The sequence below is a fragment of the Variovorax sp. KK3 genome, from assembly GCF_001984055.1.
In the GTDB taxonomy this organism is placed as follows: Bacteria; Pseudomonadota; Gammaproteobacteria; order Burkholderiales; family Burkholderiaceae_C; genus Variovorax.
This window is the reverse complement of record NZ_LYVO01000003.1, coordinates 17,365-42,518: the sequence shown is the minus strand read 5'-3', so window position 1 is coordinate 42,518 and position 25,154 is coordinate 17,365. Positions and strand designations below refer to the sequence as shown.

The window sequence follows — 25,154 nt, the reverse complement described above, 5'->3', positions numbered from 1 at the left end:
AGTCTCGGTCGGTTCGTCAGAAATCCATGGCGGCGGAAAGCACGAAGGTGCGCGGCGCGCTCATCGTCAGGTAGTTGTTGCTGCTGACCAGCCAGACGTTCTTGTCGGCCAGGTTCTCGATGCCGGCACGCAGCACCAGGCCCTTGCCGGCGAGCCTGGTGCTGTAGCGCGCGCCGACGTCGAAGCGCGTCCAGCTCGGGATCGACACGGTGTTGGCGTTGCTGGCCCAGACGGAATCGGTGTAGATCACGCGGCCGTTGAGGCTCAGGCCCGGCACGCCCGGCACGTCCCAGTCCACGCCGAGGTTGAAGGTGCGATCGGGCACGCCGTAGGCATCGTTGCCCACGTACTGGGCGGCGCGGGTGACCTTGGCGTCGTTGAAGGTGATGCCGCCCATCAGGCGCAGGCCGCGAACCGGCTCGCCGTAGGCCGCCAGTTCCACGCCACGGTTGCGCTGTTCGCCGTCGAAGCTGTAGACGTTGGTGGTCGGGTCGGTGAGGCTGTTGGGCCGCGAGATCTGGAAGACGCTGGCGGTGGTCATGATGGTGCCCCAGTCCACCTTGACGCCGGCTTCGTATTGCTCCGACTGGTAGGGCGGGAACACTTCGCCGGCATTGCGCGCGGTGGTGGGTGCCACGCCGCCGCGGGTCAGGCCCTTGGTGTAGTTGCCGTAGATCGAGACCTTGTCCGTGGCCTTGAACACGATGCCGGCCAGCGGCGAGGTGGCGCTCTGCTCGTAGCTCGCGGTGCGCAGGCCGGTGGTGGTGCTGAAGTTCTTAAGGTCCACCGTCTGGTCGCGCAGGCCCAGCGTGAGCAGCACGCGGTCGTTGGCGAAGGACATCGTGTCGGCGATGGCGATGCTGTAGTTGTGCGCCTTCGACGCGAGCTGCGGATCGAGCCGCGCTCCGGTGACGATCGGCAGCGCCGACGGGTTGTAGATGCTCGAGCGCACGGTGCCGGTCGAGGCCACGTAGAAGTTGCCGAGTTCCTGCTCGAGGTCGGAGGCGCTGACGACCACCGTGTGCGCCACGCTGCCGGTGGCGAAGTGCCCGCGCACGCCGATGTCGGCGCTGGTGGTCTTGCTGTAGGAGTCGTAGTAGCCGTTGCGCAGCGAGAAGTTGCCCAGGCCGTCCATGGCGGTGGTGGTCGACGGGAACATCTGCTCCGCGGTGCCCTCGCGATAACCAATGCCGGCGTAGGCGGTGATGCGGTCGGTGATGTCGTACTCGATGCGCGAGGTGACGACGTCGTCCTTCAGCTTGAGCGTGGTGCCGGGATACCAGTTGGCGCGCGAGTCGGGCGGCGCGGGCAGTGCGCGCAGCGTCGGCTGAAAGCCGATCTGCGGCCGGAAGCCTTCGATGTCCTCGCGCTGCGTGTAGGCGTCGAGCGACCAGCGCAGGCGGCTGCCGCGGTAGTCGAGCCCGATCGCGCCGACGCCCACCTGCTGCTTGCCGTTGTCGACGCTGGCCTCGCCGTCGCGGAAGGCGCCGTTGACGCGGATGCCCCATTCCTTGGCCTCGCCGAAGCGGCGGCCCAGGTCGACGCTCGCGCCGTACTGCGACTTGCCGATGTAGCCGATGCCAACGCGCGTGAGCGGCTCGTCGGTGGCGCGCTTGGTCAGCACGTTGATGCTGCCGCCGATGCTGCCGCCCGGCGGGATGCCGTTGATCAGCGTGCCCGGACCCTTGAGCAGGTCGATGCGCTCGACGATCTCGGTCGGCACGCGGCTGGACGAGGTCAGGCCGTACAGCCCGTTGAGCCCGACGTCACCGCCCGCGATGTTGAAGCCGCGCACCGTGATGTCTTCGCTGAAGCCGCCGGCGGCCGTGGCCAGCCGCACCGAGGGGTCGTTGGCCAGCACTTCGCCGATGGTGCGGGCCTGCTGGTTCTGGATCAGCTCCGAGGTGAAGCCGGTGCTGCTGAACGGCGAATTCATGACGCTGGTGTTGCCCAGCATGCCCAGGCCGCTGCCGCGCGACATCTGGCCACCGGCGTAAGGGGCGGGAGTGTTGTCGGAATCGCCCGTGACGGTGACCTCGCGCAGGGTGGTGGACGGGTCGGTCGCCTGGGCGGCAGCACCCGCAGCGGCGAACACGAGGCCGGCATGGACGACGCGGCGCGCGATGGCAGCGATGGGGGTGACGCGGGCGCGGCGGGCGGAAGAAAACTCGATCATGAAGGGCCAGATAGCGATAATAAGAACTATTCCTATTATCGTGGCCCAACGTTATATTTGTGAACGGATTTGACAATTGTCCGATCGGGCGAAGGGAATGGGCCCGCGCGGGCCGCCGGCGTTCTCAGTCTTCGTCGCCCTTGCCGCGCCCTCGCCGCTCGTCCAGAAACTCGAAGGCCGCGCGCCAGGTCTGCGGTGAATTCAGGATGCCCAGGTGCCCGCTTCGCAGGATCGGGTCGTAGGCGCCCTGCCCCGTCAGCACGATTTCGCGCGCGCCGCGCAGGCTGGCGCTGCGAGAAAAGTCGGTGGGCTTGCCGAACGAATCGACCGCCGGCACCGGCGCGACGACGCCGTCCTGCACCGGGAAGTAGACGAAGCTGGCATCGCCGTTGCGGATCACCAGCACGCGCGTGGGCCCGTCGGTTTCGTCGCGCCCGTTGCGGCCGTTGAGCAGGCGCAGGAACGGCGTGTTCGGCGAGCCCAGCTCCACGCACACCTCGCTCTGCGGCGTGAAGCCGCCGGCCGCCGGCGCCTGGTAGTAGTTGCCCGGGTCGGGCGAGCAATTGATGATGCCGTGGTTGGGCCCGTCGATCGCGACGAAGCGGCGCACCAGGTGCTGCGCCTCGTCCTGCCGCATCCATTCGCGCGCGAGCGTCACGCCCAGGCTGTGGCCGACGATGTCCACCCGCTTCGCGCCGGTGAACTCCAGCACCGCGCGGACGAAGCGGCGCAGGTCGGGCACGTTGGCGGCGTTGGTGTGGGCGATGCTCGAGCGCCGGGTCTGGTCACCGGCCAGGTCGCACTGGTCGCCCTGGTAGCCGACACCCCACAGCTCGCTGGTGTCGTAGCCGTTGTCGGCGAAGTGCTGCGCCATCGCCTGCACGCGGCCGTAGGGGTTGCAGGCGGTGGCGAAGGGCGAGTCGTTGTTGCCGTGGATGAAGATCACCGGCGTTCGGCGCACTGCGCCGGCGGCGCCGAAGCCGATCAGCGGGCGGCCGAGCGAGGTGTCCTCGATCGATGGGAATCCGGCCGGCAGCGTGGTCCCCACGGTGCCGGCGGCATGCGCGGCAAGTGCGGTCACGAAGGCGGCGAGAGCGGCGGCATGGCGAATCCACGGTGTCATCGGCGGGCTCCTTCCTCGGGGAGCGCGATGATGCCGGCCGTGGCAGGCGCTGGCAAGGTGCGCGTCGCACCTGGCTTGCCGCGCTGCCTCATCCGCGCGGAGGATGCCGCCCCGGCGGCCTCGCATTAGGGTGGGGTTTCCATCAATATCAGGGAGCGCCACCATGGCCACAGCCGCGATTTCCTATGCCTTTCCTGCGGAGCACGAAGGCTTTCTCGCCGAGTTTCAAGCACTGATGAAGAAGCATCCCGAGGCGGCAGCGCGCTTCGCCCTCGCCGACGTGGGCACAGGCGACAAGCCGCAGCCCAAGGACGGCCGCCCGGTCGAACTGCATTGCTTCCAGACGCCATGGGGCTTGATCTGCCCGCTCGAAGAACAGCAGCTCTGACCCACGACGACCACTGCACCCACCGCACCCACCGCGTCACCATGACCGCTCGCGACAGGTTGTAGGCAACCTTTGGCGAGCGGTCGTCACGTCCGCCGACATCGGACGCGCCCGGCCGAGGCTACTTTCATGCGACAACTCGGGAGCACCGCATGAAGCAAAGAGAAGCCGATCCGGCCGCAGGCCGCGCCTTCAGGCGCATGGCCTCGCTGCTCGCCGTGCTGGCCATCGGCGGCGTCGCAGCCATCTTCGTCTGGGTGAAGGAGCCACCCGGCACCACCATTTCGCCGAACGACGGCGTGCAATCCACCACTGCCGCGCCGCAGCCGGGCGGTCGAACGAGTCCCTAGCCGCGGCCCTGTCGGCCCCCACAAGAATCAAGAAGGAGTTCGACATGTCCATGAAGCTGCTCAGGCAAATCGCCGCATCGCGCCTGCCCATCACGTTCTATCGCCCCGACGACGTCGACGAAGTGCGGGTGTTGTGCTCGGCCGGCATGGTGATCGCGATCGTCCCCGCGGCCTCCGACCCGTTATTGCTCTCGGGCAAGGCGCCGGCGGCGCAGGTCTTGGCCGTGACGCAGAAAGGCCTGGAAGACCTGGCCGACTTCAGTTACCCCACAGTGACCAGCGAAGCATCGAAGCCCTGGCTGAGCGCGAGGATCGCCAACTTGGTGAGCGCATTCGGCACGCATCGGCACACCTCGTCGGCAGGCGCCGCCAAGCTCTAGTACTTTGCTTTTCAGCGCCCGCGGGGGCGGCTGTAACACTTTGTTCTGTGCATCGTTCGCCTACAGCATGTGCCTCGGCGCTCCTACGCGCTGAGCGTTGCCCGACTCGGGGAGCGCGCCTCACAATGAGTTCATGGCACCCACCGTCGTCCTCCCCTTCCAGGAATGGTCGTTTCACCTGTTCATCGGACAACGCGACTTCGAGGGCGTGACGCTCGGCAAAGCCGAGGTGCTTCGTGACGGCGAAGTGCGCTTCGCCATCAACCTGGCAGGCAAAGGCCCCCGGGCCGCCGTTCAGGACGTGCTCGAAGAGGAATGCATGGCCTGGGTGTCGGAGCAGGACGTGATCGAAGCCGAAACCTGCGACACCGCGACGATCCGTCGATCGCCGTCCCTGGCCTGAGTCGAGCGCCAGCCTTTTCCGCGCCCATCTTCACTTGCGCCAGAACGAAGGCGTCAGCAGCGCGATAAAGCTCAGCATCTCGAGCCGCCCCAGCACCATCGCAAAGGTGCACACCCACACCTGAAACGAGGTCAGCCCGCTGAAGTTGCCCGCCGGCCCGACCGAGCCGAGGCCGGGCCCGGTGCAGTTGACGCTGGCCAGCACGGCGCTGAAGGCCGTCACCGGATCGACGTCGGTCAGCACCAGCAGCATGCTCAACGAGATCACCGTGACGCCGTAGACCAGCATGAACGCGAGCACGGAGAAGATCACACGGTGGTCGACCACCACGCTGCCCAGCGTCACCGGCTGGACCGCGCGCGGATGCACGAGCCGCGTCATCTCGCGCCGCGCCTGCTTCACGAGGATGAGCACGCGAACCATCTTGATGCCGCAGCCGGCCGAGCCTGCGCTGGTGGCCACGCTCGACAGCAGCAGCATGAAGAGCGGCGCGAACACCGGCCAGTGCAGGTAGTCGACCGTCATGAAGCCCGTGGTGCTGCCGACCGAGATCGCATGGAAGAGTCCGTGCCGCAGCGCCTCCACGGGCCCGTAGACACCCTTGAACCACAACACCACCGCCACGAGCAGCCCGCCGCCGACCAATGCGACGAGGGTGGCGCGCATTTCCGGATCGCGCCAGAAGCCGCGCCAGTGGCCCTTGCGCATCGCGACGAAGTACAGCGCGAAGTTGCAGCTGGCCGCCAGCATGAAGAGCACGCACACGCCTTCGAGCAGCGGCGACGCGAAGTACGCGAAGCTCGTGTCGTGCGACGACAGTCCGCCCAGGCTGACGGTGGCGAACATGTGCATCAGCGCATCGATGGCCGTCATGCCGCCGGCCCAGTAGGCCAGGAAGCAGGCCACCGAGAAGGTGGCGTAGATGCCCCACAGGCCCTTGGCGGTTTCCTTCACGCGCGGCGTGAGCTTGCTGTCCTTGATGGGGCCGGCCACTTCCGCCTTGAAGAGCTGGCTGCCGCCCACGCCCAGCAGCGGCAGGATGGCGACCGCCAGCACCAGGATGCCCATGCCGCCCAGCCACTGCAAGAAGGTGCGCCAGACGTTGATCGACACCGGCAGCGTGTCGAGTTGCGTGAGCACCGTCGCCCCCGTGGTCGTGAGCCCCGACACCGCCTCGAAATACGCATGCGTGAAGTTGAGCGGCCGGCCGATGTCGTCGAGCGCCCACATCAGCGGCAGCGTGGCGAACAGCGGCAACAGCACCCAGGTGAAGGACACCAGGAAGATCCCGTGCCGCGCCTGCAGCTCGTGCTTGTGGCGTCGCAGGCCGCCCCACAGCGCCGCACCGCAGGCGAAGGAGACGGCGGCGGATATGGCCCACACGTGGCGCAGGCCGTCGTCGTGGATGAACGACATCACCCACGGCACGAACATGCCGAGCGAGAAGAAGGTGAGCAGCGCACCGAGCACGCGCAGCACCGGAAAGAAGTCCCTCATGGTCGGTTCCGCGGCGTCAGAAGAAGGTGGCGCTCACGCGGAACAGCTTCTCCACATCGCGCAGCTGGCGCTTGCGCGGCACGAAGATCACGACGTGGTCGTTGCTCTCGATCACGGTGTCGCCGCGCGCGATGATGACCTTGGCCGGCGCGGGCACCAGAGCCGCCTCCCCCGCCGGCGTCGCACCTTCGTCGAGGTCGGGCAGGCCGCGCATGATCAGGCCGACCTGCGCGCCCTTGGGCAGCTGCAGCTCGGAGATGCGGCGCCCGACCACGCGCGAGGTCTTGCGGTCGCCGCGCGCCACGATCTCGAGCGCCTCGGCCACGCCGCGCCGCAGGCTGTGCACCGCCTGAACGTCGCCGCGCCGCACGTAGGCCAGCAGTTCGCCGAGCATGGTCTGCGCCGGCGACAGCGCGATGTCGATCTGCGTGCCGTGCATCAGGTCGGCGTAGCTGCGCCGGTTGATCAGCGCCAGCACGCGCCGCGCGCCCAGGCGCTTGGCCAGCAGGCTGGCCATGATGTTGTCTTCGTCGTCGCTGGTAAGCGCGAGGAAGAGGTCGATGTTCTCGATGCCTTCGTCCTCGAGCAGGTCTTCGTCGGTGCCGTCGCCGTTGAGCACCAGCACGTTGCCCGGCAGCTCGGCGGCGAGCTGCACGCAGCGCGCGTGGTCGCGCTCCAGCACCTTGATCTGGTAGTTGCGGCCGGTCTCGACCAGCTGGCGCGCCAGCCGCAAGCCCACGCGGCCACCGCCCGCGATCATGATGCGCTCGACGTCGCGGCGGCCGGCCCGTTCGTCGAAGTGCAGCGCCGAAAGCACCGCCTTCAGGTGCTCGCGCGCCGACAGCACGAACACCTCGTCGCCGGGCTCGATCAGCGTCTTGCCTTCGCAGGAGATGAAGCGGTCGGGCTCGTTCTCGAGCCGGCGGTAGATGCCCACGATGCGCATGTCGGCGCCGGGCACGCATTCGCGCAGCTCGGCAATGCTGTGCCGCACCAGCGGCGCGCCGGCCACCGCGCGCACCGCGACCAGGCAGGCCAGCCCGTCGGCGAACTCACGCACCTGGAGCGCCTCGGGGTACTCGACCAATTTGCCGATGTAGCGCGTCAGCGATTCTTCGGGGCAGATGACGCGGTCGACGGCGAAGCCGTCCTTGCCGAGCAGGGGGCTGTCGTCCTTGAACGCGTTCGAGCGCACACGCGCGATGCGCGTCGGGATGCCGAAGACCTGGTGGGCGACCTTGCAGCAGACCAGGTTGGTCTCGTCCTGCGCCGCGCAGGCGATGAGCATGTCGGCGTCGCGCGCGCCGGCCTCGGCCAGCACGTCGGGCTCGATGCCGCTGCCCACGACGCCGCGCAGCTCGATGCGCTCCTCGAGGTCGCGCAGGCGCGCCGCGTCGGTGTCGATGACGGTGATGTCGTTGCGCTCCGACACGAGCGTGCCGGCCACGCTTTCGCCGATGCGGCCGGCGCCGAGGATGATGATCTTCAAGTGGTGTTTGCTCCCGGAACGCTTTATACGCCTCGCGAATCGCCGCAACCCTGCGATTGCCATTGCAATAAATCGTGACTAGAATGCCTACAGCAACGAATCGAAGAACCGCTATGGCCCGACCGCAACCCGTCGCACGGCAGCCCGCTTCCGTCTCCGCCGTGCTCACCAAGGCGACCCTGCGTGCTGCCGAGTTCCTCGGCTTGAACAACGCGGCGCTCGCCCGCATCGTCGGCTTGAGCGAATCGCAGATATCCCGCATCGCCCGCGGCGAAAAGTCGCTGGACGTCGGCACCAAGTCCGCCGAACTCGCCACGCTGCTCGTGCGCGTCTACCGCTCGCTGGATGCCTTGGTCGGCAACGACGATGGGCATCGCAAGGCCTGGATGACGAGCTTCAACCGGGCTTTCAACGAAACCCCCAAAGACGCGGTCCAGAAAGTGGACGGCTTGGTGCGCGTGGTCAACTACCTGGACGGCGCGCGCGCACTGGTCTGATGCGCTGGCAGAAGGACTGGCTGGCTCGCGCCCAGCCCCGGCAACGCTTCCTTTGGCGTGGGATCGAGGCGCAGCATCGCGTGGCGACCATGCGGCTCGTCGACGACCTGGAGGAGCAGATGCTGCTGGAGCAGCTGCTCGAAGACAGCAAGCCGCCGTTACCCCCAGACGCAGCCGGGGCGCACTACCTTTTGTTCACGCCGTTTCGCTACGTGTCCGCATGGCCGTCGCGCTTTCGCCGGCCCCATGAACCAGGCGCCTGGTACGGCGCCGACGAGGCCGTCACGGTCGCCGCCGAAATTGCCCACTGGCGCTGGCGCTTCTTCATGGACTCGGACGGCTTGCGCGATGACCAGGTCCTGACCGAGTTGACCTTTTTCCAGGCCCAGTTTTCGGGCCTGGAACTCGACATCTCCGTGCCCCCTTGGTCGTCAAAGCGAAGCGTATGGCGCGACCCGGACGACTACGCCCCATGCCACGCGCTCGCCACACAGGCACGTGGGCTGATGCCGCCCGTCCAGTCGATCCGCTACGAGTCGGCGCGCCGCGAAGGCGGGCTGTGCGAAGCGGTGTTCGACGTGCAGGCCCTTGCCATCCCCAATCCCGGGCTGCAGCAGACCTGGAGCTGCAAGACGACGCGCGAGCTGGTGCTGCTGTCGCACGACGGGGAGCGCTTTCAGTTCGACATGAGCTGAGGCCCCCAGCGCTTCCCGAAATGCGGAAGCCGGCGTTAGAGCGTCATCGCAGGCCGAGGGGTTTCACTGGTGGTCCAGCCTGGCAAGCGGGGCGCATACTGGGGCCAGAACCCGGACACCCATCCCACACGAACCCGGGCGGCGCAAGGAGACAACTTTGCAGCGAACCGATATCGCGAATCCGGCCTACTTCCACAAGGTCGTCGATTGCCAGTACGCCTGCCCGGCGCACACCCCCGTTCCCGAGTACATCCGACTGATCGCGCAGCGCCGTTATGGCGATGCGTACATGGTCAACTGGGTGTCGAACGTGTTCCCGGGCATCCTGGGCCGCACCTGCGACCGGCCCTGCGAGCCGGCCTGCCGCAGGGGCCGTGTCGAGGAAACCAACGCCCAGGCGCCGGAGCCCGTGGCGATCTGCCGGCTCAAGCGCGTGGCGGCCGACATGAAGGAGGATGTGCGCGCACGCATGCCCGCCATCGCGCCGCGCAATGGCAAGCGCATCGCCTGCGTGGGCGCGGGGCCGGCCTCGCTGACGGTGGCGCGCGACCTGGCGCCGCTGGGCTACGAGGTCACGGTGTTCGACGAAGGCGCCAAGGCCGGCGGCTTCATGCGCACGCAGATCCCGCACTTCCGCCTGCCCGAATCCGTGATCGACGAAGAGACGGGCTACATCCTGGACATGGGCGTCGCCTTCCGGTCCGAACAACGCGTCGGCTCCATGAAGGCGCTGATGGCCGAAGACTGGGACGCGATCTTCGTTGGCTGCGGTGCGCCGCGCGGGCGCGACCTCGACCTGCCGGGCCGGCAGGAAGCGGCGGCCTCCATCCACATCGGGATCGACTGGCTGGCCTCGGTGTCCTTCGGCCACGTTACGACCATCGGCCGGCGCGTGATCGTGCTGGGCGGCGGCAACACCGCCATGGACTGCTGCCGCTCGGCGCGGCGCCTGGGCGGCGAGGACGTGAAGGTGATCGTGCGCAGCGGCTTCGACGAGATGAAGGCATCGCCGTGGGAGAAGGAAGACGCGCAGCACGAAGGCATCCCGATCATCAACTTCCACGTGCCGAAGGCCTTCGTGCACGAAGACGGCAAGCTGGTCGGCATGCGCTTCGAAGTCGTTCGCGCCGAGTACGACGCCGAGGGCCGGCGCTCGCTGGTGCCCACCGGCGAGCCGGAAGTCCTGGTCGAATGCGACGAGGTGCTGGTGGCCGTGGGCCAGGAAAACTCGTTCCCATGGATCGAGCGCGACTGCGGCATCGACTTCGACAAGTGGGGCCTGCCGGTGCTCGATGCCAAGAGCTTTCAGTCCAGCGTGCCCAACGTGTTCTTCGGTGGCGATGCGGCGCTGGGCCCCAAGAACATCATCACCGCGGTGGCCCACGGGCACGAGGCGGCGGTGTCGATCGATCGCCTGTTGAACGGCGAATCGGTGACGGTGCGCCCACCGCCGATGACCAACCTGGTGTCGCAGAAGATGGGCATCCACGAGTGGAGCTACGACAACGACACCTCGAACGACCTGCGCTTTCGCGTACCCTGGGCCGAAGCCGAGAAGGCGCTGGCCAGCATCCGCGTGGAGGTGGAGCTGGGCTTCGACGCCGCCACCGCCTTCAAGGAAGCGCAGCGCTGCCTCAACTGCGACGTGCAGACGGTGTTCACCGAATCGACGTGCATCGAGTGCGATGCCTGCGTGGACATCTGCCCGATGGATTGCATCAGCTTCACCGACAACGGCGATGAAGCGCAGCTGCGGGCCCGGCTCAAGGCGCCGGCCCTGAACGAGGATCAGGACCTGTACGTGTCTGCCCGCCTGAAGACCGGCCGCGTCATGGTGAAGGACGAAGACGTCTGCCTGCACTGCGGCCTGTGCGCCGAGCGCTGCCCCACCGGCGCATGGGACATGCAGAAGTTCCTGCTGAAGACCACACCGGCCGGCCCGCAGTCACGCGACGCGCGCATCGCGGCCAAGGAGGGCGTGCCGGCATGACCACTCCCACACGCATCCAGGCGGTCAACGACTTCGTCATCAAGTTCGCCAACGTCAACGGCTCCGGCTCGGCCTCCGCCAACGAGCTGTTCGCCAAGTCGATCCTGCGCATGGGCGTGCCGGTGAGCCCGCGCAACATCTTCCCGAGCAACATCCAGGGCCTGCCGACCTGGTACGAGGTGCGCGTGACCGAGCAGGGCCACATGGGCCGGCGCGGCGGCACCGACATGATGGTGGCGATGAACCCGCAGACCTGGGACGCCGACGTGGCCGAGCTTGCACCGGGCGGCTACCTGTTCTACGACAACACGCGCGCGCTGCCGCCCTCGAAGTTTCGCGACGACATCCAGGTGATCGGGATGCCGCTCACCGAGATCTGCAACGCGGTCTACCAAGACCCGCGGCAGCGCCAGCTGTTCAAGAACATCGTGTACGTCGGCGCGCTGGCTGTGATGCTCGGCATCGAACCGCAGGTGATCGAGAAGCTGTTCGGCGAGCAGTACAAGGGCAAGGAAAAGCTGCTCGCCTCCAACGTGCAGGCGCTCAACCTGGGCTGCGACTTCGCGCGCGAGCACTTGCGCGAGCCGGTGGGCCTGCAGGTGAAGCGCGCCGACCGCGTGGGCAACCGCATCTTCGTCGACGGCAACAGTGCCGCGGCGCTGGGCTGCGTGTACGGCGGGGCGACCGTGGCGGCCTGGTACCCGATCACGCCGTCGTCCTCGGTGGCCGAGGCCTTCCAGCGCTACTGCGCGAAGTTCCGGGTCGACCGCGCCACCGGCGAGAACCGCTTCGCCATCGTGCAGGCCGAGGACGAGCTGGCCTCCATCGGCATGGTGGTGGGCGCAGGCTGGAACGGCGCGCGCGCCTTCACCGCGACCTCCGGGCCGGGCATCTCGCTGATGGCCGAGTTCATCGGGCTGGCGTACTTCGCCGAGATCCCAGTCACGCTCATCAACGTTCAGCGCGGCGGCCCCTCCACCGGCATGCCCACGCGCACGCAGCAGGCCGACATCCTGGCCTGCGCCTATGCGTCGCACGGCGACACCAAGCACGTGCTGCTGTTCCCCGAAGACCCGCACGAATGCTTCGAGCAGGCGGCGGCCGCGCTCGACCTGGCCGACCGGCTGCAGACGCCCGTGTTCCTGATGACCGACCTGGACATCGGCATGAACCAGCGCCTGTGCGCGCCTTTCGAATGGGACGACGCCAAGGCCTACGACCGCGGCAAGGTGATGAGCGCCGAGGAGCTGGAAGCGGGCCGCGACTTCGGCCGCTACAAGGACGTGGACGGCGACGGCATTCCCTGGCGCACGCTGCCAGGCACGCATCCGACCAAGGGCAGCTTCTTCACGCGCGGCACCACGCGCGATGCCTATGCCCGCTATTCCGAGCGCGGGCCCGACTACATCTACAACATGGAGCGCCTGCTCAAGAAGTTCGCCACGGCCGCGACGCTGGTGCCGCAGCCCGTGGTGCAGCCCGCCGCGCAGAAGACCGAGCTGGGCGTCATCTACTTCGGCTCCACCACGCCGGCCATGCACGAGGCGCTGGAAGCGTTGGAAGAGCGCGGCATCCACCTCGACGCGATGCGGCTGCGGGCCTTCCCCTTTCCCGAGAGCGTGGTGCGCTTCCTCGCGGAGCACCGCACGGTGTTCGTGGTGGAGCAGAACCGCGATGCGCAGATGCGCAGCCTGCTGATCAACGAGCTGGAAGCCGAGCCGGCCCGGCTGGTGCGCGTGCTGCACTTCGACGGCACGCCCATCACCGCGCGCTTCGTCACCGGGGCGATCGCCGCGCACCTCGGCGTTGCGGCGAGCCCGGCTGCCGCCGCCGCCGCTCCCGCTGCTGCCACAGGCATCCAGGAGAAGGCATGACCTACATCGCCAAGCCCAAGCTGCACCACCCGACGCTGGCCACCAACAAGGTGGGCTACACCCGGCGCGACTACGAGGGCAAGATCTCCACGCTGTGCGCCGGCTGCGGGCACGACTCGATCTCGGCCGCCATCATCCAGGCCTGCTGGGAGCTCGACATCGAGCCGCACCGCGTGGCCAAGCTCTCGGGCATCGGCTGCAGCTCGAAGACGCCCGACTACTTCCTCGGCGCCTCGCACGGCTTCAACACCGTGCACGGCCGCATGCCCAGCGTGCTCACCGGCGCCAACCTCGCCAACCGCGACCTGCTGTACCTGGGTGTATCGGGCGATGGCGATTCGGCCTCCATCGGCCTGGGCCAGTTCGCGCATGCGATGCGGCGCGGCGTGCGCATGGCCTACATCGTGGAGAACAACGGCGTCTACGGCCTCACCAAGGGCCAGTTCTCGGCCACGGCCGACGAGGGCTCGAAGAGCAAGAAGGGCGTGGTCAACACCGACAGCCCGGTCGACCTGGTGGCGATGGCCTTGCAGCTCGGCGCCACCTACGTGGGGCGCGGCTTCTCGGGCAACAAGGCGCAGCTGGTGCCGCTGATCAAAGGCGCCATCAGCCATGGCGGAGCCGCGCTCATCGACGTGATCAGCCCCTGCGTTGCCTTCAACAACCACCCCGGCAGCACCAAGAGCTACGACTACGTGCGCGAGCACAACGAAGCGGTGAGCCGCATCGACTTCATCACCGGCCGGGAAGAGATCTCGGTCGACATGGCGCCCGGCGAGGTGATGGACGTGCGCCAGCACGACGGCACCCTGCTGCGCCTGCGCAGCCTGCACGCCGGCTACAACCCCGGCGACCGCAATGCCGCGATGGCCTACATGCAGCGCCACCAGGACCTCGGCGAAGTCGTCACCGGCCTGCTCTACGTCGACCCGCTGGCCACCGACCTGCACACCGCGCTCAACACCAGCGCGCAGGCACTCAACACGCTGGGCCCCACGGAGCTGTGCCCGGGCGCAGAGGCCCTGGAGAAGCTCAACAATAGCTTGCGCTGAGCGGAGCGCCGCCGCACCATAGCGGATTCGCCGGAGGGACAGCCATGGCCGAACGAACGGTTTTCCAATCGATCTCGCGCAAGCACGTGCTCTGCCTGGGCCCACAGGCGACCGTGCGCGAGGCCGCGGGCGTGATGACGCGGGCCAACTGCGGCAGCGTGCTCATCATGGAGCCGCCCGACATCCTGCTCGGCATCCTGACCGAGCGCGACCTGATGACGCGCGTGCTGGCCCGCGGCGTCGACCCCGAGCGCACGCCCGTGTCGGAGGTGATGACCTCCAACCCGATCTGCGTGCCGCCCGAGACGCTGGTGTCCGACGCTGTGGTGCTCATGCTGGAACGCGGCTTTCGTCACCTGCCGCTGGTCAAGGGATCGAAGATCCTGGGCGTGTTCTCCGTGCGCGACGCGCTGCCGCGCGAGCTGGGCACGGCGTTGAGCCAGACCGAGTTCAACGAGCAGGTCAACGACGTGCTCGGCTGAGCGCGCCGACCACCGCGCCCAAGATCGAAACGCAGGCATGGCGGATCACCCGACGCACCTGGGCAGTTGCCATTGCGGAAAGGTCCGGTTCGAACTGCAAGCCACGGTCGTGTCTGCCATGGAATGCAACTGCTCCCTTTGCCGCCGCAAGGGTGCGCTGTGGCACGGCGCCTCGGACCGAACGCTGCGCATCGTGTCGGGCGAAGAGGACCTGACCCTCTACCAGTTCGGAACGCTGACCGCCAAGCACTACGCCTGCCGGCACTGCGGCATCTCGACATTCACGCGTCCACGGCTGGACCCGACGCGATGGGCGGTCAATCTACGGTGCATCGACGGGCTGGATCTGTCGTCGCTGAAGATTCAACAATTCGACGGCGAGAACTGGGAACAGGCCGCCGAGGCCCTTCGCGCGAAATCGTCCGGGTAGGCGGCCGCCCGGCTGCCGTCGGCATGGAACTTGCGCTCGCAAAGCCGTCCTTTTCCCCATGGCACTGACCGCGCACGGAGCCCGCCTCGATGAACACTCTCCAACTTGCCACTGCCCTGACCTGCATCGTCGGCGCCCTGAGCTTCAGCGCGCCTGCGCTGGCGCAAGCCACCTATCCCGACCGGCCCGTCAGGATCATCGTCGGACTGCCCGCCGGCGGCAGCGTGGACATGATCGCCCGCTCGCTCGGCCAGAAACTCAGCACCGCGCTGAACCAGCCTTTCATCATCGACAACCGTGCCGGCGCGTCCGGGCAGATCGGCTTGCCGGCCGTCGCGAAGGCGGCCCCGGACGGCTACACCCTCACGGTGTCGCCGGCGTCGTTCCTGACCACCAACAAGAGCATCTTCAAGACCCTGCCCTACGACCCCGAGGCAGACTTCACGCCCGTGGCACGGCTCGTGAACCAGCCCATGGTGCTCGTGGTCAAGGACAAGCAGAAGTACCCCACCCTCGCCGCGTTCCTGGCTGCCGCCAAGGCCGCGCCCGGACAGATCACCTATGCGTCATCGGGTGACGGCAGCCCGCAGCACCTGGGCGGCCTGATGTTCGAGACGCGGACGAAAGCCAGGCTGCTTCACGTGCCCTACAAGGGCGGCGCACTGGCCGTCAACGACACCTTGGCCGGCACGGTCGATGCGATGTTCGCGGTGCTGCCGGAGGCGCTTCCACACATTCAGGCCGGCAAGCTCCATGCGCTGGGCCTCATGAACCCGCAGCGCACGGCGACGCTGCCGCAGACGCCCACCATGGCCGAGAGCGGCATCGCCGATCTTTCGCTGTCCGCATGGATCGGCCTGCTGGCCCCGGCGAAGACGCCGCGTCCCGTCATCGACCAGCTCAATCGCGCCGTGCGCACCGCCATGGATGCGGAACTCCAGGCCAAGCTCGGCGGCAACGGCATGGAAGTCGCCCCCAGCTCGCCCGAAGAACTGCAGCGCATGATCGCCGCGGACATCAAGCTGCACGCGGACCTGGTCAAGGCCGCCGGCTTGACCCCGCAATGACGGCAGCCGACTTCAGCTTCGGGTCGGCCACGGCCTCATGGCGCGCCACTTAAGCAAGCACGCCGAAGGCGCGGAGATGGTAGGCGAGGCTTCTTTGCAGGTCCGACGGCAGGCCGTCGCGCAAGGCAGCCCACAAGGGCGCGATGCGGGCCGATTGCTGGAGCGATGGCCGAACGAAGCAACGCGACATGTCGGCGCACCAGACGCCGAGTTCTCCCACGGCTGCGTCGAAGAGCGTCCGGTGTTCCGCAAGACGCACAGTCGACGCCAGCAGAAACTCGATTCGGTCCCATGGCGACGCGTGCGCCGCCACTCGCGCGAGCAATCCGAAAGCGGTGGGATTGGCCTGCACGAGTTGTCGCAATGCCTGCGTGTCCGGAGGCTGCGCGCCCTTTCGTATGTGCGCCAACGCGATGCGTCGCACGCGGGACGAACTGTCCTTCAGCACGTCGACGACGAGTTGGTCGCGCTCCGCACCGCTCGCAGCAGCGAGTCCGCGCGCAACCGCCACGGACCGGACGATGCTCGCCGGGTCGTCACCGGCCTCACGGCATAGCGCGTCCGCATCGTCGACGCCTAGCGCGCACAGCACGTCGAGTGCCACCGCGCGTTGCTTTGCTCCGCCGGCATTCAAATAGATCGTCCGCATCTCTTCGGAGAGCATCTGCCGCTCTTCCTTCAATCCCGCGATGGCCAGCGCGCGAACCGTCGGGCTCGCGTCCCGGCACATGGCCCGGATCAGGCTCGGCCGGGCCGGCGGGTTGCCCTCGAGCGCGGCACGCAATGCGGCCGCTCGAACGGAACCGAAAGCCGACGCACAGGCCGCGCTCGCCACAGATGCCTGGTGGCCGGGCGCAAGCACGGCGATGGCGGACATCGCGGCAGAGGCAGCGACGATGTCACTGCCCACGACCGCGTCGCGCAGCTGACGGAATCGCTCTTCGTCGGAACGGGGCGTCGCCAGCTCGAGCGTGAAGAGCAGGCGCGCGACGTCGCGCGACGGAGCCGGGTTCAGTTCCTTCAACACGCGGAGGTGGTCCGGGGTCGCCAGGAAGGAGGTGATGCTCCCTAGCAGCCGCGAATGGTCCGCGCGTCCGGCACGGCCCAAAGCGGCAAGGGCGTCGAGCGCCATGGCCCAGGCGGGGACGTGCTCACCGCTCAGGTACAGGCCGATGGCGGCATACGCGGCCCGGCGAACCTCGACCACCCAATCGTTCGCCCTCTCGAGCAACAGAGGAATGGCAGCGTCATTCCCCGACCTGGAAATGGCGATGACCGCACGCTCGCGGACGAAGCCATCGCGCGAGCTCGCATCGGCGACGAGTTCGTCCCAGGGACGGGCGGAAGGCACATCAGGCAACCTCCGCGCTGACGCGCTGCGGTACTCGCCTTGGGAACGGCCCTGCGGCTCATGCCCCATGCCCTTCAGAAGCTTCGATAACCAGTTCATGGCCCCGTTGTAAACGCTTCGTAAACCCTGGAGGCCCAACGCATCACGCCGCGATTTCGCCGACGGCCGGTTCCCACATCCACGCCCGGCGGCGCCGCACATGGCGCGGAAACCACGGCGCCCTATGGTCCAACCCGGACTGGCCCCTTCGGCCGGCTCCATGACAGTGACCATTCATTGAAAGAAAGGGAAAGTCACACATGAAGAACCAAGCACAACACCATCCGAAGCACATCGTCCTCGGCGCCTTGCTCGCCGGCCTGCTGGCCGCGGGCGGCATCGCCAACGCACAGACCGTGCAGACGCCGAACGTCGGCGTGGGCGTCGGCGTGCAGGCCGACGTGAACGCCTCGGGCGGTGGCAACGCGCAGCCTTCGCAGCCGCAACGCCAGCAGCGGGGCGCGAACGCCGGCGCAGGCGCGCAGACGCGTGCGGGTGCGAACACCGGCGCAAGCACCTCCGGCAGCGCGAGCGGTGGCTCGCTGGGCGGCGTGGGCTCCACGGTCAACGGGGGCGTGCAGGGCGCGACCGGCGCGGTAGGTGGCGCCACCAATGCGGTGGGCGGTGCGACCAACGCCGTGGGCGGAGCGGTCAACGGCGTGACGGGCACGGCCGGCTCGCTGGGCGGCGTGCTGCAGCCCATCGGCGGCGGCGTCGGCGCAGGCGGATCGGCACAGGGGTCGGGCTCGGTCGGCGTGAAGAAGTAAGCGCGCGAGCTTTCGCCCCATGGGCGCGGCGCTGCCTGTCGAAGGCACGCCGCGCCCTTTGCGTTGTTTCACAATCCCGGTCATGCCCGATCAAGTCACCATCTATCACAACCCCTCGTGCGGCACATCGCGCAACACGCTCGCGCTGATTCGCCACGCGGGCATCGAGCCCACCGTCGTGGAGTATCTGAAGACGCCGCCGAGCCGCGAGACGCTGCTCGCGATGGCCGAGTCCACCGGCCAGCCCCTGCGCGCGCTGCTGCGCGAGAAGGGCACTCCCTATGCCGAGCTGGACTTGGGCAATCCGAAGTGGACCGACGAGCAACTGCTCGATTTCATCGGCCAGCACCCGATCCTGTTGAACCGGCCCATCGTCGTCACGCCGCTGGGCACGAAGCTCTGCCGTCCGTCCGAAGAAGTGCTGGAGATCCTGCCGGTCGATGGTCCGCTGCCGCCCTTCACCAAATCCGATGGCGAGGTGGTGCGCGACAGCGGCAAGCGCCGCAAGGCCTGAACGCCATGGCCGGCTTCGACACGCTCCAGGTCGATGCCGGCGAAGCGCGCATCTTCGTGCGCCGCGGCGGCGAGGGCCCGCCGCTGCTGCTGCTGCACGGCTTCCCGCAAACGCATCGCATGTGGCACGACGTGGCCGCCACGCTCGCGGACGACTTCACCGTGATCTGCGCCGACCTGCGGGGCTACGGCGCGAGCGGCTGCCCGCCCTCGACGACGGACCATGCGCCCTATGCCAAGCGTGCGATGGCGCAGGATGGTCGACGTGATGCGGGCCCTCGGCTTCGAACGCTTTTCGCTTGCCGGCCATGATCGTGGCGGGCGTGTCGCGTACCGGCTCGCGCTGGACCATCCGGGCCATGTGCAACGCCTCGCGGTGCTCGACATCCTGCCCACCGAAACGGTCTGGGCGCGCGCCGATGCGCGCATGGCGATGGGTTACTGGCCCTGGTCGCTGCTGGCGCAGCCGGAGCCGTTGCCGGAGCAATTGCTGGCTGCCGCACCCGAGGCCTTCGTCGACGCCGCGCTTGGCGGCTGGGGCACGCCCGCGAGTGCCTTCGGGCACGACGCGCGCGCCGCGTACGTCGATGCGCTTCGCGATCCCGCGCACGTGCATGCCATCTGCGAGGAGTACCGCGCCGCGGCCACGATCGACCGCGCGCACGACCAGGCCGACATCGCGGCCGGCCGCCGCATCACCTGCCCATTGCTGGCGCTGTGGGGCGCCGGTGGCGCGCTCGACACCTGGTATGCCGACGCGGGCGGCCCGTTGGCACTGTGGCGCGAATGGGCTGAGGACGTGCAGGGTCATGCCGTCGAGGCAGGACACTTCTTCGCCGAAGAAGCGCCGGTGGAGACGGCCGAGTCCCTGCGGCGCTTCTTCCTGGCGCCTCGAGGGACGGACGACACGGCGTGACAGCGAATGCGAGTGGCGGTGTGACAGCGTGGCCCCATCGTAGGCGGCGACGCTGCGTTTGACGATCCCGCCTTCACGCGATGTCGCCGGCCGCGCTGCAGCACAAGCGGCACGGGGTTAAGCTGTTCCGTGCAGGCGATGCCAGCCAGCCCATTCCGGCCGTTACGCATCGCACCGCGAACCGAGGAACACCATGCAATCCCCTGACGAAGACGAACCTGGCGCACCGCTGGCCGAAGCCCGCGCGAGCTCCTACCTGGAAGAGAAGGCCTTCAAGTCGCGCACGCTGCTGATCTTCGGCCAGATCACCGACGCCGCTGCGCGCGACGTGACGCGGCGGCTGATCGCGCTCGACGCCGACAGCGACGCACCCATCGACATCCTGGTCAGCTCGCCCGGTGGCCACCTGGAGTCGGGCGACACGATCCACGACGTGGTGCGCTTCATCGCGGCGCCGGTGCGCATGATCGGCACCGGCTGGGTGGGCAGCGCGGCCACGCACCTCTACCTGGCGGTGCCGCGCGAGCGCCGCTTCTGCCTGCCGAACACGCGCTTCCTGATCCACCAGCCCAGCGGCGGCGCCGGCGGCCCGGCCAGCGACATCGCGATCCATGCGCAGGAAATCATCAAGGCCCGCGAGCGCATCGCGCGCACCATCGCGCGCGAGACCGGCAAGTCCTTCGACGCCGTGATGAACGACATCGAACGCGACCGGTGGCTCTCGGCCGAGGAGGCGGTGGAGTACGGCCTGGTCTCGCGCGTCATCCAGCGCAAGACCGAACTGAAGGGTTGAATTCGGGGCCGATCGAGGCCCTGCCTATGATGGCGCCCCATGAGCGCCACACCCGAACCCGACGCCGCCGCAGCGCGCGTGCAAATGCCCCACACGCCGCTGCCGGACTACTACCGGGACGAGGCCGAGCACCAGCGCTTCCTGCGCCGCATCTTCGACGAGACGGCCAGCGACTACGACCGCATCGAGCGCGTCATGGCGCTGGGCACCGGCCCCCGCTACCGGCGCATGGCGCTGCAGCGCGCCGGCCTGGCGCCCGGTGACCGAGTGGTGGACGTGGGCGTCGGCACCGGCCTGCTGGCCCGCGAGGCCTGTGCACGCATCGGCCCGGCGGGCAGCTTGGTCGGCGTCGATCCGAGCGTCGGGATGATGAAGCACGCCGCCTTGCCGGGCGTGGAGCTGCGGGTCGGGCGAGCCGAAGAACTGCCGTGCGCCGACGGCCAGGCCGACTTCCTCACCATGGGCCATGCCTTCCGCCACGTGTCGGACGTGAATCGGGCGCTGGCGGAATTCCACCGCGTGCTGCGGCCCGGGGGCAAGCTGCTGATCCTCGAGATCAGCCGGCCGAAGGGCGCCTTCGGCAACGCGCTGCTCAAGGCCTACATGCGACTGCTCGTTCCCGTGATCGCGCGCGTGGTGGCGCGCGAGCGCGGCACCTCCGAGCTGTGGCGCTACTACTGGGACACGATCGAAGCCTGCATCCCGCCGGCGCAGATCGTCGCGGCGCTCGAGGCCGCCGGCTTCCAGGCGGTGCGGCGGCACACCGAAGTCGGCATCTTTTCGGAGTACACCGCGGTCAGGCCCGGCTGAAGCCTGCCGCCGGCGCAGGCCTGCGTGGGCCGGCGTCGGTCGGAATTCAGTCGGCCTTCATGATGGTTTCGCCGCGCAGCGCGCCCATGTCGCGGATGTTGAAGCGGTGGCGCTTCCAGCCGGCATAGGTGCGGCGCCAGTTGAGCACCGAGACGACGTAATAGACCACCTTGAACATCCACAGCGAGCGCCGGTAGGCCGGGCCGTGGTCGAGGTCGGCGGCCAGCAGCGACATCAACCCCTGCTTGATCTTGAAGCGGTTCTGCGGGTGCATGAACATGTCGCGGATCGTCGGGTTGGTCACGCGGTAGATGAACCACGAGTAGTCGCGCGGGCCCTGGCGCATGCGGGCTTCCAGCGCCGCTCGCGCCGCCGGCAGCGCCGACGGCCGGTCGAGCGCGGTCTGCACCAGCCGTGCCCCGTCGAAGGCACTCTGCATCGCCAGGAACACGCCCGACGAGAACATCGGGTCGATGAAGGTAAAGGCGTCGCCCACCATCAGGTAGCGCTCGCCGGTGGCATGCGTGCTCGCGTACGAGAAGTTGCCGGTGGCGTGGACCTTGTCGTCGACCAGCGTCGCGTGCTTGAGCCGGTCGTGCAGTTCGGGACACAGCGCGATGGTGTCGAAGAAGTAGTCTTTCAGCGGCTTGTCGCGCGCCTTCAGGTAGTAGGCCCAGCACACCGCGCCGACGCTTGTGGTGCCGTCGGCCAGCGGAATGAACCAGAACCAGCCGTGCTCGAACCAGCAGATGCTGATGTTGCCCTCGCGCTTGCCCTCGAGCCGCCGGGCGCCGCGGAAATGGCCGAAGAGCGCGGTGCTGTTGTGGTCGGTGTTCTTGTTCTTGCACTTCAGCTTGTTGGCCAGCACCGTGTCGCGTCCGCTGGCGTCGACGATGAAGCGGGCGCGCCAGCTGCGCAGGGCGCCGTCGTCGAGCGTGGCCTGCACCGTGGCACCGGTCGTGTCGATGTCGATCTGGCCCACCTTCGCGCCTTCGATGGCCTGCGCCCCCGACTTGGCGGCATGGCGGAACAGCAGCTCGTCGAGCTCCGAACGGCGCACCTGCCAGGCTGAAGCCTTGCTCGGGTCCCAGCCTTCGGAGAAGTCGACGTAGCTGCAGTAGTCCAGGTCCGGCGGCACGAACTCGATGCCGAATTTCGGCATGCCGATCTTCTCGACTTCTTCACGCACGCCGAGCTTGTCGAACAGCTCAACGTTGCCCGGCAACAGCGATTCACCGATGTGGAAGCGCGGGTGGTGCTCTTTCTCGAGCAGCACGACGCTGCGTCCCTCGCGGGCCAACAGCGCGGCGATGGTCGAACCGGCCGGCCCACCGCCGACGACGAGCACATCGCATGGCTGAACTGCTGATTCCTGCATCGATGATGTCTCCTGCCCACCGGACTTTCCGGGACGATACGGGCGGGATACTAGTCGCTCCGGGAGGAGGCGACGGCAACACGGCCTCATGACCGACACACTTGCACACGGTTTCGATGCTCGAATGCAACGCATCCAGAAGCCGGCGAGAGCGTCGAGGCCGGTGCACGCCGGATCGGCGCGCGGCTTCGGCTAAGGTTGAAACATGGCCATGAACAAGCCCATTGCAACATTCCTCATCCTCGTCGCCGCCTGCATGGCGGCCCATGCAGAAGCCCCGAAGGTGCCGCTCGAAAGCAACGACGAAGGTTCCATCTACGTCAGCCCCAACGTGGCCCCGACCGAGAAGTCGGCGACCGCCAACGGCGCGACGCTCGGCGTCCAGAACAAGGACGGCAGCGGCGCCTACGGCGGCGTCGATACCTCTGCCGGACGCCCCAGCTATTCGCTGGGCGCGAGCACGGGCGGCGACGTTTCGTTCTCGGCCGGCGCGCACTCCGACGGCAAGGACAACAAGGGCGTCAAGGCCGGCGTGACGATCCGCTACTAGCGGCCAACACCAGCCCCAGCCCCAGCACCAGCACCAGCACCGGGCGAGCCCAGCCCGAGGATCAGCTCACGCACCCAGCGCTGCGCGCTCGACGCCCGCGCGCGTCCCGGCGACAGCAGCACGATGCGCACAGGGTCGATGTCGAAGGGCGGCGGCTGCAGCTCGATGACTGAACGCGCGGCGCCCTCCAGGTCGGAAAACACGCCCTGTGCGAGCGTGGCCACCAGCGTGGAGCCCTCCAGCATGGCCGGCACGCGCAGGAAGCTCGGCACGATGCAGCGGATGTCGCGCCGATGCCCGGCCGCCTTCAGCACCGCATCGACCGCGCTGTACTCGCCCTGCCCCACCGCCACCCGCAGATGCGGCGCGGCCAGATAGGCGGCCAGGTCCATCGCGCCGCCGTGGGTTCGGCGCGCGCAGGCCACGACGTAGGGGTCGGCCAGCAGTTCGTCGCACTGGATCGCGGCATCGGCCAGCACCGGGTTGCCGACGATCGCCATGTCGACGGCATCACCGAGCAGCATGCCCTCGGCGGCATAGCGATCGATGGCGCGCACCGTCAGGCGCACGCCGGGCGCGCGTCGCTCCAGCGCCATCCACAGCCGCGGCGAATACACCTTCTCGGCATAGTCGGTCATGCCGATGCGCAGCTCGAAGCTGTCGCGCAAGGGGTCGAACACGCGCCGCTCCTCGTGCAGCGAATCGATCAGCGCCACGGCCTCGTGGATGGTGGGATGCAGCTGCTGCGCAACCTGCGTCGGCCACATCTCGCCGCCACGCAACACGAACAGTTCGTCGCGCAGCAATTCGCGCAGGCGTGACAGCGAATGACTCAGCGCCGACTGCGTGCGACCCAGTCGCCGCGCCGCCAGCGTGACCTGGCGCTCCTCGTAGATGGCGAGGAAGGCGAGCAGGTGCTGGATCTCGACGCCGAAGGGACGGCCGCGCAGCGACTGCAGCTGGGCGGCCGATGCGCCATCGATGGGTTTCATACCGGGTTTCATCCATATTCATGCCGGTCGCATCCGGCTGCGGGGCGCGCCCCTAGCATCGATCGTGCGCAGGCGGCATCGCGCCGTCAATCTCGATTCCATCCAAGGAGACCCCGCATGAGCTTCGTCATGGACCGCGTCCACGCCATCCCGGTGATCGACATCCACCCCTTCTTCGACGGTTCGCCGACCGGCCGCCGCGAGGTGGCGGATGCCGTGCAGCAGGCCTGTGAAGGCCTCGGCTTCCTGGTCGTGACCGGCCACGGCGTGCCAGAGGCAGCGATCGACGACCTGTACCGCGAGGCGCTCGCCTTCTTCGACCTGCCGCTGGCAGAAAAGAACCGCATCCGCAAACCCGTGGGCACCGCCTACAAGGGCTATGGCGCGATGGGCGTGAAGACCATCGGCAAGCACATCGACCCGACGCTCAAGCCCTCGCTGCACGAAAGCTTCGCCATCGGCCCGCTGGACGTGGGCGAGGGCCCGTACTTCACCTGCCCGGAGGCCGGCGACAACTTCACGCCCAACCTGTGGCCCGAGCGCCCGGCCGCGCTGCGGCCCGCGATGACGGCGTACTACCGCGAGATGGAGCGGCTGTCCGCCGACATCCTGCGCATCTTCGCGGAGGTGCTGGACCTCGACCCGGCCTACTTCGCATCGCGCATCGACCGCCACAACAGCATCCTGCGCACCATCCACTACCCCGGGCTCGAACGGCCGCCGGAGAAGGGCGAGGAACGCTCGGGCGCGCATTCCGACACCACGGCCATCACGATCCTGAAGGTCGACGACGCGCCCGGCGGGCTGCAGGTGCAGTTGCCCGAAGGCGGCTGGCTCGACGTGCCGAAGATCGCGGGCGCCTTCGTCATCAACATCGGCGACATCATGATGCGCTGGACCAACGACCGCTTCGTCTCGACGATGCACCGCGTGGTGAACCCGCCCGAAGGCCTGGGCGCGCGCGCTCGCCGGTTGTCGATCCCGTATTTCTGCATGCCCAACTACGACGCGTTGATCGAGTGCATCCCGAGCTGCGTGGGCGACGGCGCGCGCTATAGCCCGATCGCGTCGGGCCGGCTGCTGGTCGACCGCTACGCCGCGACCTACGCCAAGGACAAGTAGCCCGCGCCGCGCCCGTTCGCATCGAACCGC

25 protein-coding genes and 1 pseudogene are annotated in these 25,154 nt (G+C 68.2%); 19 read left to right on the top strand and 7 right to left on the bottom strand.

The features are described 5' to 3' along the window. Positions 1–16: 16 nt before the first annotated feature. A complete protein-coding gene (locus tag B0W80_RS02265; protein WP_076997479.1) occupies positions 17–2,176 on the bottom strand; it encodes a TonB-dependent siderophore receptor in 2,160 nt (719 codons plus the stop codon). A 124-nt stretch (positions 2,177–2,300) separates the two neighbouring features. Then, entirely contained in the window at positions 2,301–3,299 is a 999-nt protein-coding gene (locus B0W80_RS02260; protein ID WP_076997478.1) for an alpha/beta fold hydrolase, read from the bottom strand. A gap of 163 nt (positions 3,300–3,462) precedes the next feature. Here B0W80_RS02260 and B0W80_RS02255 point away from each other — a divergent pair, with 163 nt between their 5' ends. From B0W80_RS02255 to B0W80_RS02240, 4 genes are all read left to right on the top strand, one after another. Continuing rightward, the gene (locus tag B0W80_RS02255) at positions 3,463–3,687 is read left to right on the top strand and encodes a hypothetical protein (protein ID WP_076997477.1); all 225 of its coding nucleotides are present in this window, start codon (positions 3,463–3,465) and stop codon (positions 3,685–3,687) included. Between the two features lie 152 nt (positions 3,688–3,839). After that, positions 3,840–4,037 (top strand): hypothetical protein, encoded by a 198-nt coding sequence (locus B0W80_RS02250; RefSeq protein ID WP_076997476.1) that lies wholly within the window; start codon positions 3,840–3,842, stop codon positions 4,035–4,037. 44 nt (positions 4,038–4,081) lie between these two features. Further along, entirely contained in the window at positions 4,082–4,417 is a 336-nt protein-coding gene (locus tag B0W80_RS02245; protein ID WP_076997475.1) for a hypothetical protein, read from the top strand. A gap of 133 nt (positions 4,418–4,550) precedes the next feature. Then, complete coding sequence (locus B0W80_RS02240; protein ID WP_076997474.1) at positions 4,551–4,820, top strand: hypothetical protein; 270 nt, start codon at positions 4,551–4,553, stop codon at positions 4,818–4,820. 30 nt (positions 4,821–4,850) lie between these two features. Here B0W80_RS02240 and B0W80_RS02235 read toward each other — a convergent pair whose 3' ends face one another. After that, entirely contained in the window at positions 4,851–6,317 is a 1,467-nt protein-coding gene (locus B0W80_RS02235; RefSeq protein WP_076997473.1) for a TrkH family potassium uptake protein, read from the bottom strand. Positions 6,318–6,333: 16 nt separating this feature from the next. Then, on the bottom strand, positions 6,334–7,806 hold the full coding sequence (gene trkA / locus B0W80_RS02230) for a Trk system potassium transporter TrkA (protein ID WP_076997472.1): 1,473 nt from the start codon (positions 7,804–7,806) through the stop codon (positions 6,334–6,336). 113 nt (positions 7,807–7,919) lie between these two features. On the opposite strand from trkA, the gene B0W80_RS02225 reads away from it, so the two are divergent. The 8 genes from B0W80_RS02225 (at position 7,920) to B0W80_RS02190 (ending at position 15,893) form a co-directional block, all read left to right on the top strand. Continuing rightward, on the top strand, positions 7,920–8,303 hold the full coding sequence (locus B0W80_RS02225; RefSeq protein ID WP_076997471.1) for an antitoxin Xre/MbcA/ParS toxin-binding domain-containing protein: 384 nt from the start codon (positions 7,920–7,922) through the stop codon (positions 8,301–8,303). Then, positions 8,303–8,998 (top strand): RES family NAD+ phosphorylase, encoded by a 696-nt coding sequence (locus tag B0W80_RS02220; RefSeq protein WP_076997470.1) that lies wholly within the window; start codon positions 8,303–8,305, stop codon positions 8,996–8,998. Before B0W80_RS02225 ends, B0W80_RS02220 begins: the two co-directional genes overlap by 1 nt. A 157-nt stretch (positions 8,999–9,155) precedes the next feature. After that, a complete protein-coding gene (locus B0W80_RS02215) occupies positions 9,156–10,988 on the top strand; it encodes an FAD-dependent oxidoreductase (RefSeq protein ID WP_076997469.1) in 1,833 nt (610 codons plus the stop codon). After that, complete coding sequence (locus B0W80_RS02210; RefSeq protein ID WP_076997468.1) at positions 10,985–12,862, top strand: 2-oxoacid:acceptor oxidoreductase subunit alpha; 1,878 nt, start codon at positions 10,985–10,987, stop codon at positions 12,860–12,862. The genes B0W80_RS02215 and B0W80_RS02210 overlap by 4 nt, the downstream gene beginning before the upstream one ends. Continuing rightward, positions 12,859–13,914, top strand: a complete 1,056-nt coding sequence (locus tag B0W80_RS02205; protein ID WP_076997467.1) for a 2-oxoacid:ferredoxin oxidoreductase subunit beta — start codon at positions 12,859–12,861, stop codon at positions 13,912–13,914. The genes B0W80_RS02210 and B0W80_RS02205 overlap by 4 nt, the downstream gene beginning before the upstream one ends. A gap of 44 nt (positions 13,915–13,958) precedes the next feature. Then, positions 13,959–14,396 (top strand): CBS domain-containing protein, encoded by a 438-nt coding sequence (locus B0W80_RS02200; protein ID WP_076997466.1) that lies wholly within the window; start codon positions 13,959–13,961, stop codon positions 14,394–14,396. A 37-nt stretch (positions 14,397–14,433) separates the two neighbouring features. After that, positions 14,434–14,826, top strand: a complete 393-nt coding sequence (locus B0W80_RS02195) for a GFA family protein (protein ID WP_076997465.1) — start codon at positions 14,434–14,436, stop codon at positions 14,824–14,826. Positions 14,827–14,915: 89 nt separating this feature from the next. Next, entirely contained in the window at positions 14,916–15,893 is a 978-nt protein-coding gene (locus B0W80_RS02190; RefSeq protein ID WP_076997464.1) for a tripartite tricarboxylate transporter substrate binding protein, read from the top strand. 49 nt (positions 15,894–15,942) lie between these two features. On the opposite strand, the gene B0W80_RS02185 is transcribed toward B0W80_RS02190, so the two are convergent. Continuing rightward, positions 15,943–17,343 carry a HEAT repeat domain-containing protein gene (locus B0W80_RS02185; RefSeq protein ID WP_076997463.1) on the bottom strand — a complete coding sequence of 467 codons (1,401 nt, stop codon included), beginning with the start codon at positions 17,341–17,343 and terminating at the stop codon, positions 15,943–15,945. A gap of 200 nt (positions 17,344–17,543) precedes the next feature. Here B0W80_RS02185 and B0W80_RS02180 point away from each other — a divergent pair, with 200 nt between their 5' ends. From B0W80_RS02180 to B0W80_RS02160, 5 genes and pseudogenes are all read left to right on the top strand, one after another. Beyond that, positions 17,544–18,050, top strand: coding sequence for a hypothetical protein (locus B0W80_RS02180; RefSeq protein ID WP_076997462.1), 507 nt, complete (start codon positions 17,544–17,546; stop codon positions 18,048–18,050). A gap of 82 nt (positions 18,051–18,132) precedes the next feature. After that, complete coding sequence (gene arsC / locus B0W80_RS02175) at positions 18,133–18,564, top strand: arsenate reductase (glutaredoxin) (RefSeq protein ID WP_076997603.1); 432 nt, start codon at positions 18,133–18,135, stop codon at positions 18,562–18,564. Positions 18,565–18,569: 5 nt separating this feature from the next. Next, positions 18,570–19,479, top strand: a pseudogene (locus tag B0W80_RS02170) (alpha/beta fold hydrolase). 193 nt (positions 19,480–19,672) lie between these two features. Next, entirely contained in the window at positions 19,673–20,272 is a 600-nt protein-coding gene (locus B0W80_RS02165) for an ATP-dependent Clp protease proteolytic subunit (protein WP_076997461.1), read from the top strand. 39 nt (positions 20,273–20,311) lie between these two features. Further along, positions 20,312–21,082 carry a class I SAM-dependent methyltransferase gene (locus tag B0W80_RS02160; RefSeq protein ID WP_076997460.1) on the top strand — a complete coding sequence of 257 codons (771 nt, stop codon included), beginning with the start codon at positions 20,312–20,314 and terminating at the stop codon, positions 21,080–21,082. A gap of 46 nt (positions 21,083–21,128) precedes the next feature. On the opposite strand, the gene B0W80_RS02155 is transcribed toward B0W80_RS02160, so the two are convergent. Beyond that, entirely contained in the window at positions 21,129–22,460 is a 1,332-nt protein-coding gene (locus tag B0W80_RS02155) for an NAD(P)/FAD-dependent oxidoreductase (protein WP_076997459.1), read from the bottom strand. Between the two features lie 211 nt (positions 22,461–22,671). Between B0W80_RS02155 and B0W80_RS02150 the strand changes: the two genes are divergently transcribed. Further along, positions 22,672–23,010, top strand: a complete 339-nt coding sequence (locus B0W80_RS02150; RefSeq protein WP_076997458.1) for a hypothetical protein — start codon at positions 22,672–22,674, stop codon at positions 23,008–23,010. On the opposite strand, the gene B0W80_RS34625 is transcribed toward B0W80_RS02150, so the two are convergent. After that, positions 23,007–24,002 (bottom strand): LysR family transcriptional regulator, encoded by a 996-nt coding sequence (locus tag B0W80_RS34625; protein WP_076997457.1) that lies wholly within the window; start codon positions 24,000–24,002, stop codon positions 23,007–23,009. The genes B0W80_RS02150 and B0W80_RS34625 overlap by 4 nt on opposite strands. A 117-nt stretch (positions 24,003–24,119) precedes the next feature. Between B0W80_RS34625 and B0W80_RS02140 the strand changes: the two genes are divergently transcribed. Next, positions 24,120–25,124, top strand: a complete 1,005-nt coding sequence (locus tag B0W80_RS02140; RefSeq protein WP_179106811.1) for an isopenicillin N synthase family oxygenase — start codon at positions 24,120–24,122, stop codon at positions 25,122–25,124. Positions 25,125–25,154: the final 30 nt, after the last annotated feature.

Coding starts and splice junctions, on each gene's coding strand:
- B0W80_RS02200 (WP_076997466.1), top strand. CDS start 13,959: ATGGCCGAACGAACGGTTTTCCAATCGATCTCGCGCAAGCACGTGCTC.
- B0W80_RS34625 (WP_076997457.1), bottom strand. CDS start 24,002: ATGAAACCCATCGATGGCGCATCGGCCGCCCAGCTGCAGTCGCTGCGC.
- B0W80_RS02210 (WP_076997468.1), top strand. CDS start 10,985: ATGACCACTCCCACACGCATCCAGGCGGTCAACGACTTCGTCATCAAG.
- B0W80_RS02220 (WP_076997470.1), top strand. CDS start 8,303: ATGCGCTGGCAGAAGGACTGGCTGGCTCGCGCCCAGCCCCGGCAACGC.
- B0W80_RS02265 (WP_076997479.1), bottom strand. CDS start 2,176: ATGATCGAGTTTTCTTCCGCCCGCCGCGCCCGCGTCACCCCCATCGCT.
- B0W80_RS02160 (WP_076997460.1), top strand. CDS start 20,312: ATGAGCGCCACACCCGAACCCGACGCCGCCGCAGCGCGCGTGCAAATG.
- B0W80_RS02165 (WP_076997461.1), top strand. CDS start 19,673: ATGCAATCCCCTGACGAAGACGAACCTGGCGCACCGCTGGCCGAAGCC.
- B0W80_RS02235 (WP_076997473.1), bottom strand. CDS start 6,317: ATGAGGGACTTCTTTCCGGTGCTGCGCGTGCTCGGTGCGCTGCTCACC.
- B0W80_RS02250 (WP_076997476.1), top strand. CDS start 3,840: ATGAAGCAAAGAGAAGCCGATCCGGCCGCAGGCCGCGCCTTCAGGCGC.
- B0W80_RS02225 (WP_076997471.1), top strand. CDS start 7,920: ATGGCCCGACCGCAACCCGTCGCACGGCAGCCCGCTTCCGTCTCCGCC.
- B0W80_RS02140 (WP_179106811.1), top strand. CDS start 24,120: ATGAGCTTCGTCATGGACCGCGTCCACGCCATCCCGGTGATCGACATC.
- B0W80_RS02255 (WP_076997477.1), top strand. CDS start 3,463: ATGGCCACAGCCGCGATTTCCTATGCCTTTCCTGCGGAGCACGAAGGC.
- B0W80_RS02190 (WP_076997464.1), top strand. CDS start 14,916: ATGAACACTCTCCAACTTGCCACTGCCCTGACCTGCATCGTCGGCGCC.
- B0W80_RS02180 (WP_076997462.1), top strand. CDS start 17,544: ATGAAGAACCAAGCACAACACCATCCGAAGCACATCGTCCTCGGCGCC.
- B0W80_RS02155 (WP_076997459.1), bottom strand. CDS start 22,460: ATGCAGGAATCAGCAGTTCAGCCATGCGATGTGCTCGTCGTCGGCGGT.
- B0W80_RS02205 (WP_076997467.1), top strand. CDS start 12,859: ATGACCTACATCGCCAAGCCCAAGCTGCACCACCCGACGCTGGCCACC.
- B0W80_RS02245 (WP_076997475.1), top strand. CDS start 4,082: ATGTCCATGAAGCTGCTCAGGCAAATCGCCGCATCGCGCCTGCCCATC.
- B0W80_RS02150 (WP_076997458.1), top strand. CDS start 22,672: ATGAACAAGCCCATTGCAACATTCCTCATCCTCGTCGCCGCCTGCATG.
- arsC (WP_076997603.1), top strand. CDS start 18,133: ATGCCCGATCAAGTCACCATCTATCACAACCCCTCGTGCGGCACATCG.
- B0W80_RS02185 (WP_076997463.1), bottom strand. CDS start 17,343: ATGAACTGGTTATCGAAGCTTCTGAAGGGCATGGGGCATGAGCCGCAG.
- B0W80_RS02195 (WP_076997465.1), top strand. CDS start 14,434: ATGGCGGATCACCCGACGCACCTGGGCAGTTGCCATTGCGGAAAGGTC.
- B0W80_RS02240 (WP_076997474.1), top strand. CDS start 4,551: ATGGCACCCACCGTCGTCCTCCCCTTCCAGGAATGGTCGTTTCACCTG.
- B0W80_RS02260 (WP_076997478.1), bottom strand. CDS start 3,299: ATGACACCGTGGATTCGCCATGCCGCCGCTCTCGCCGCCTTCGTGACC.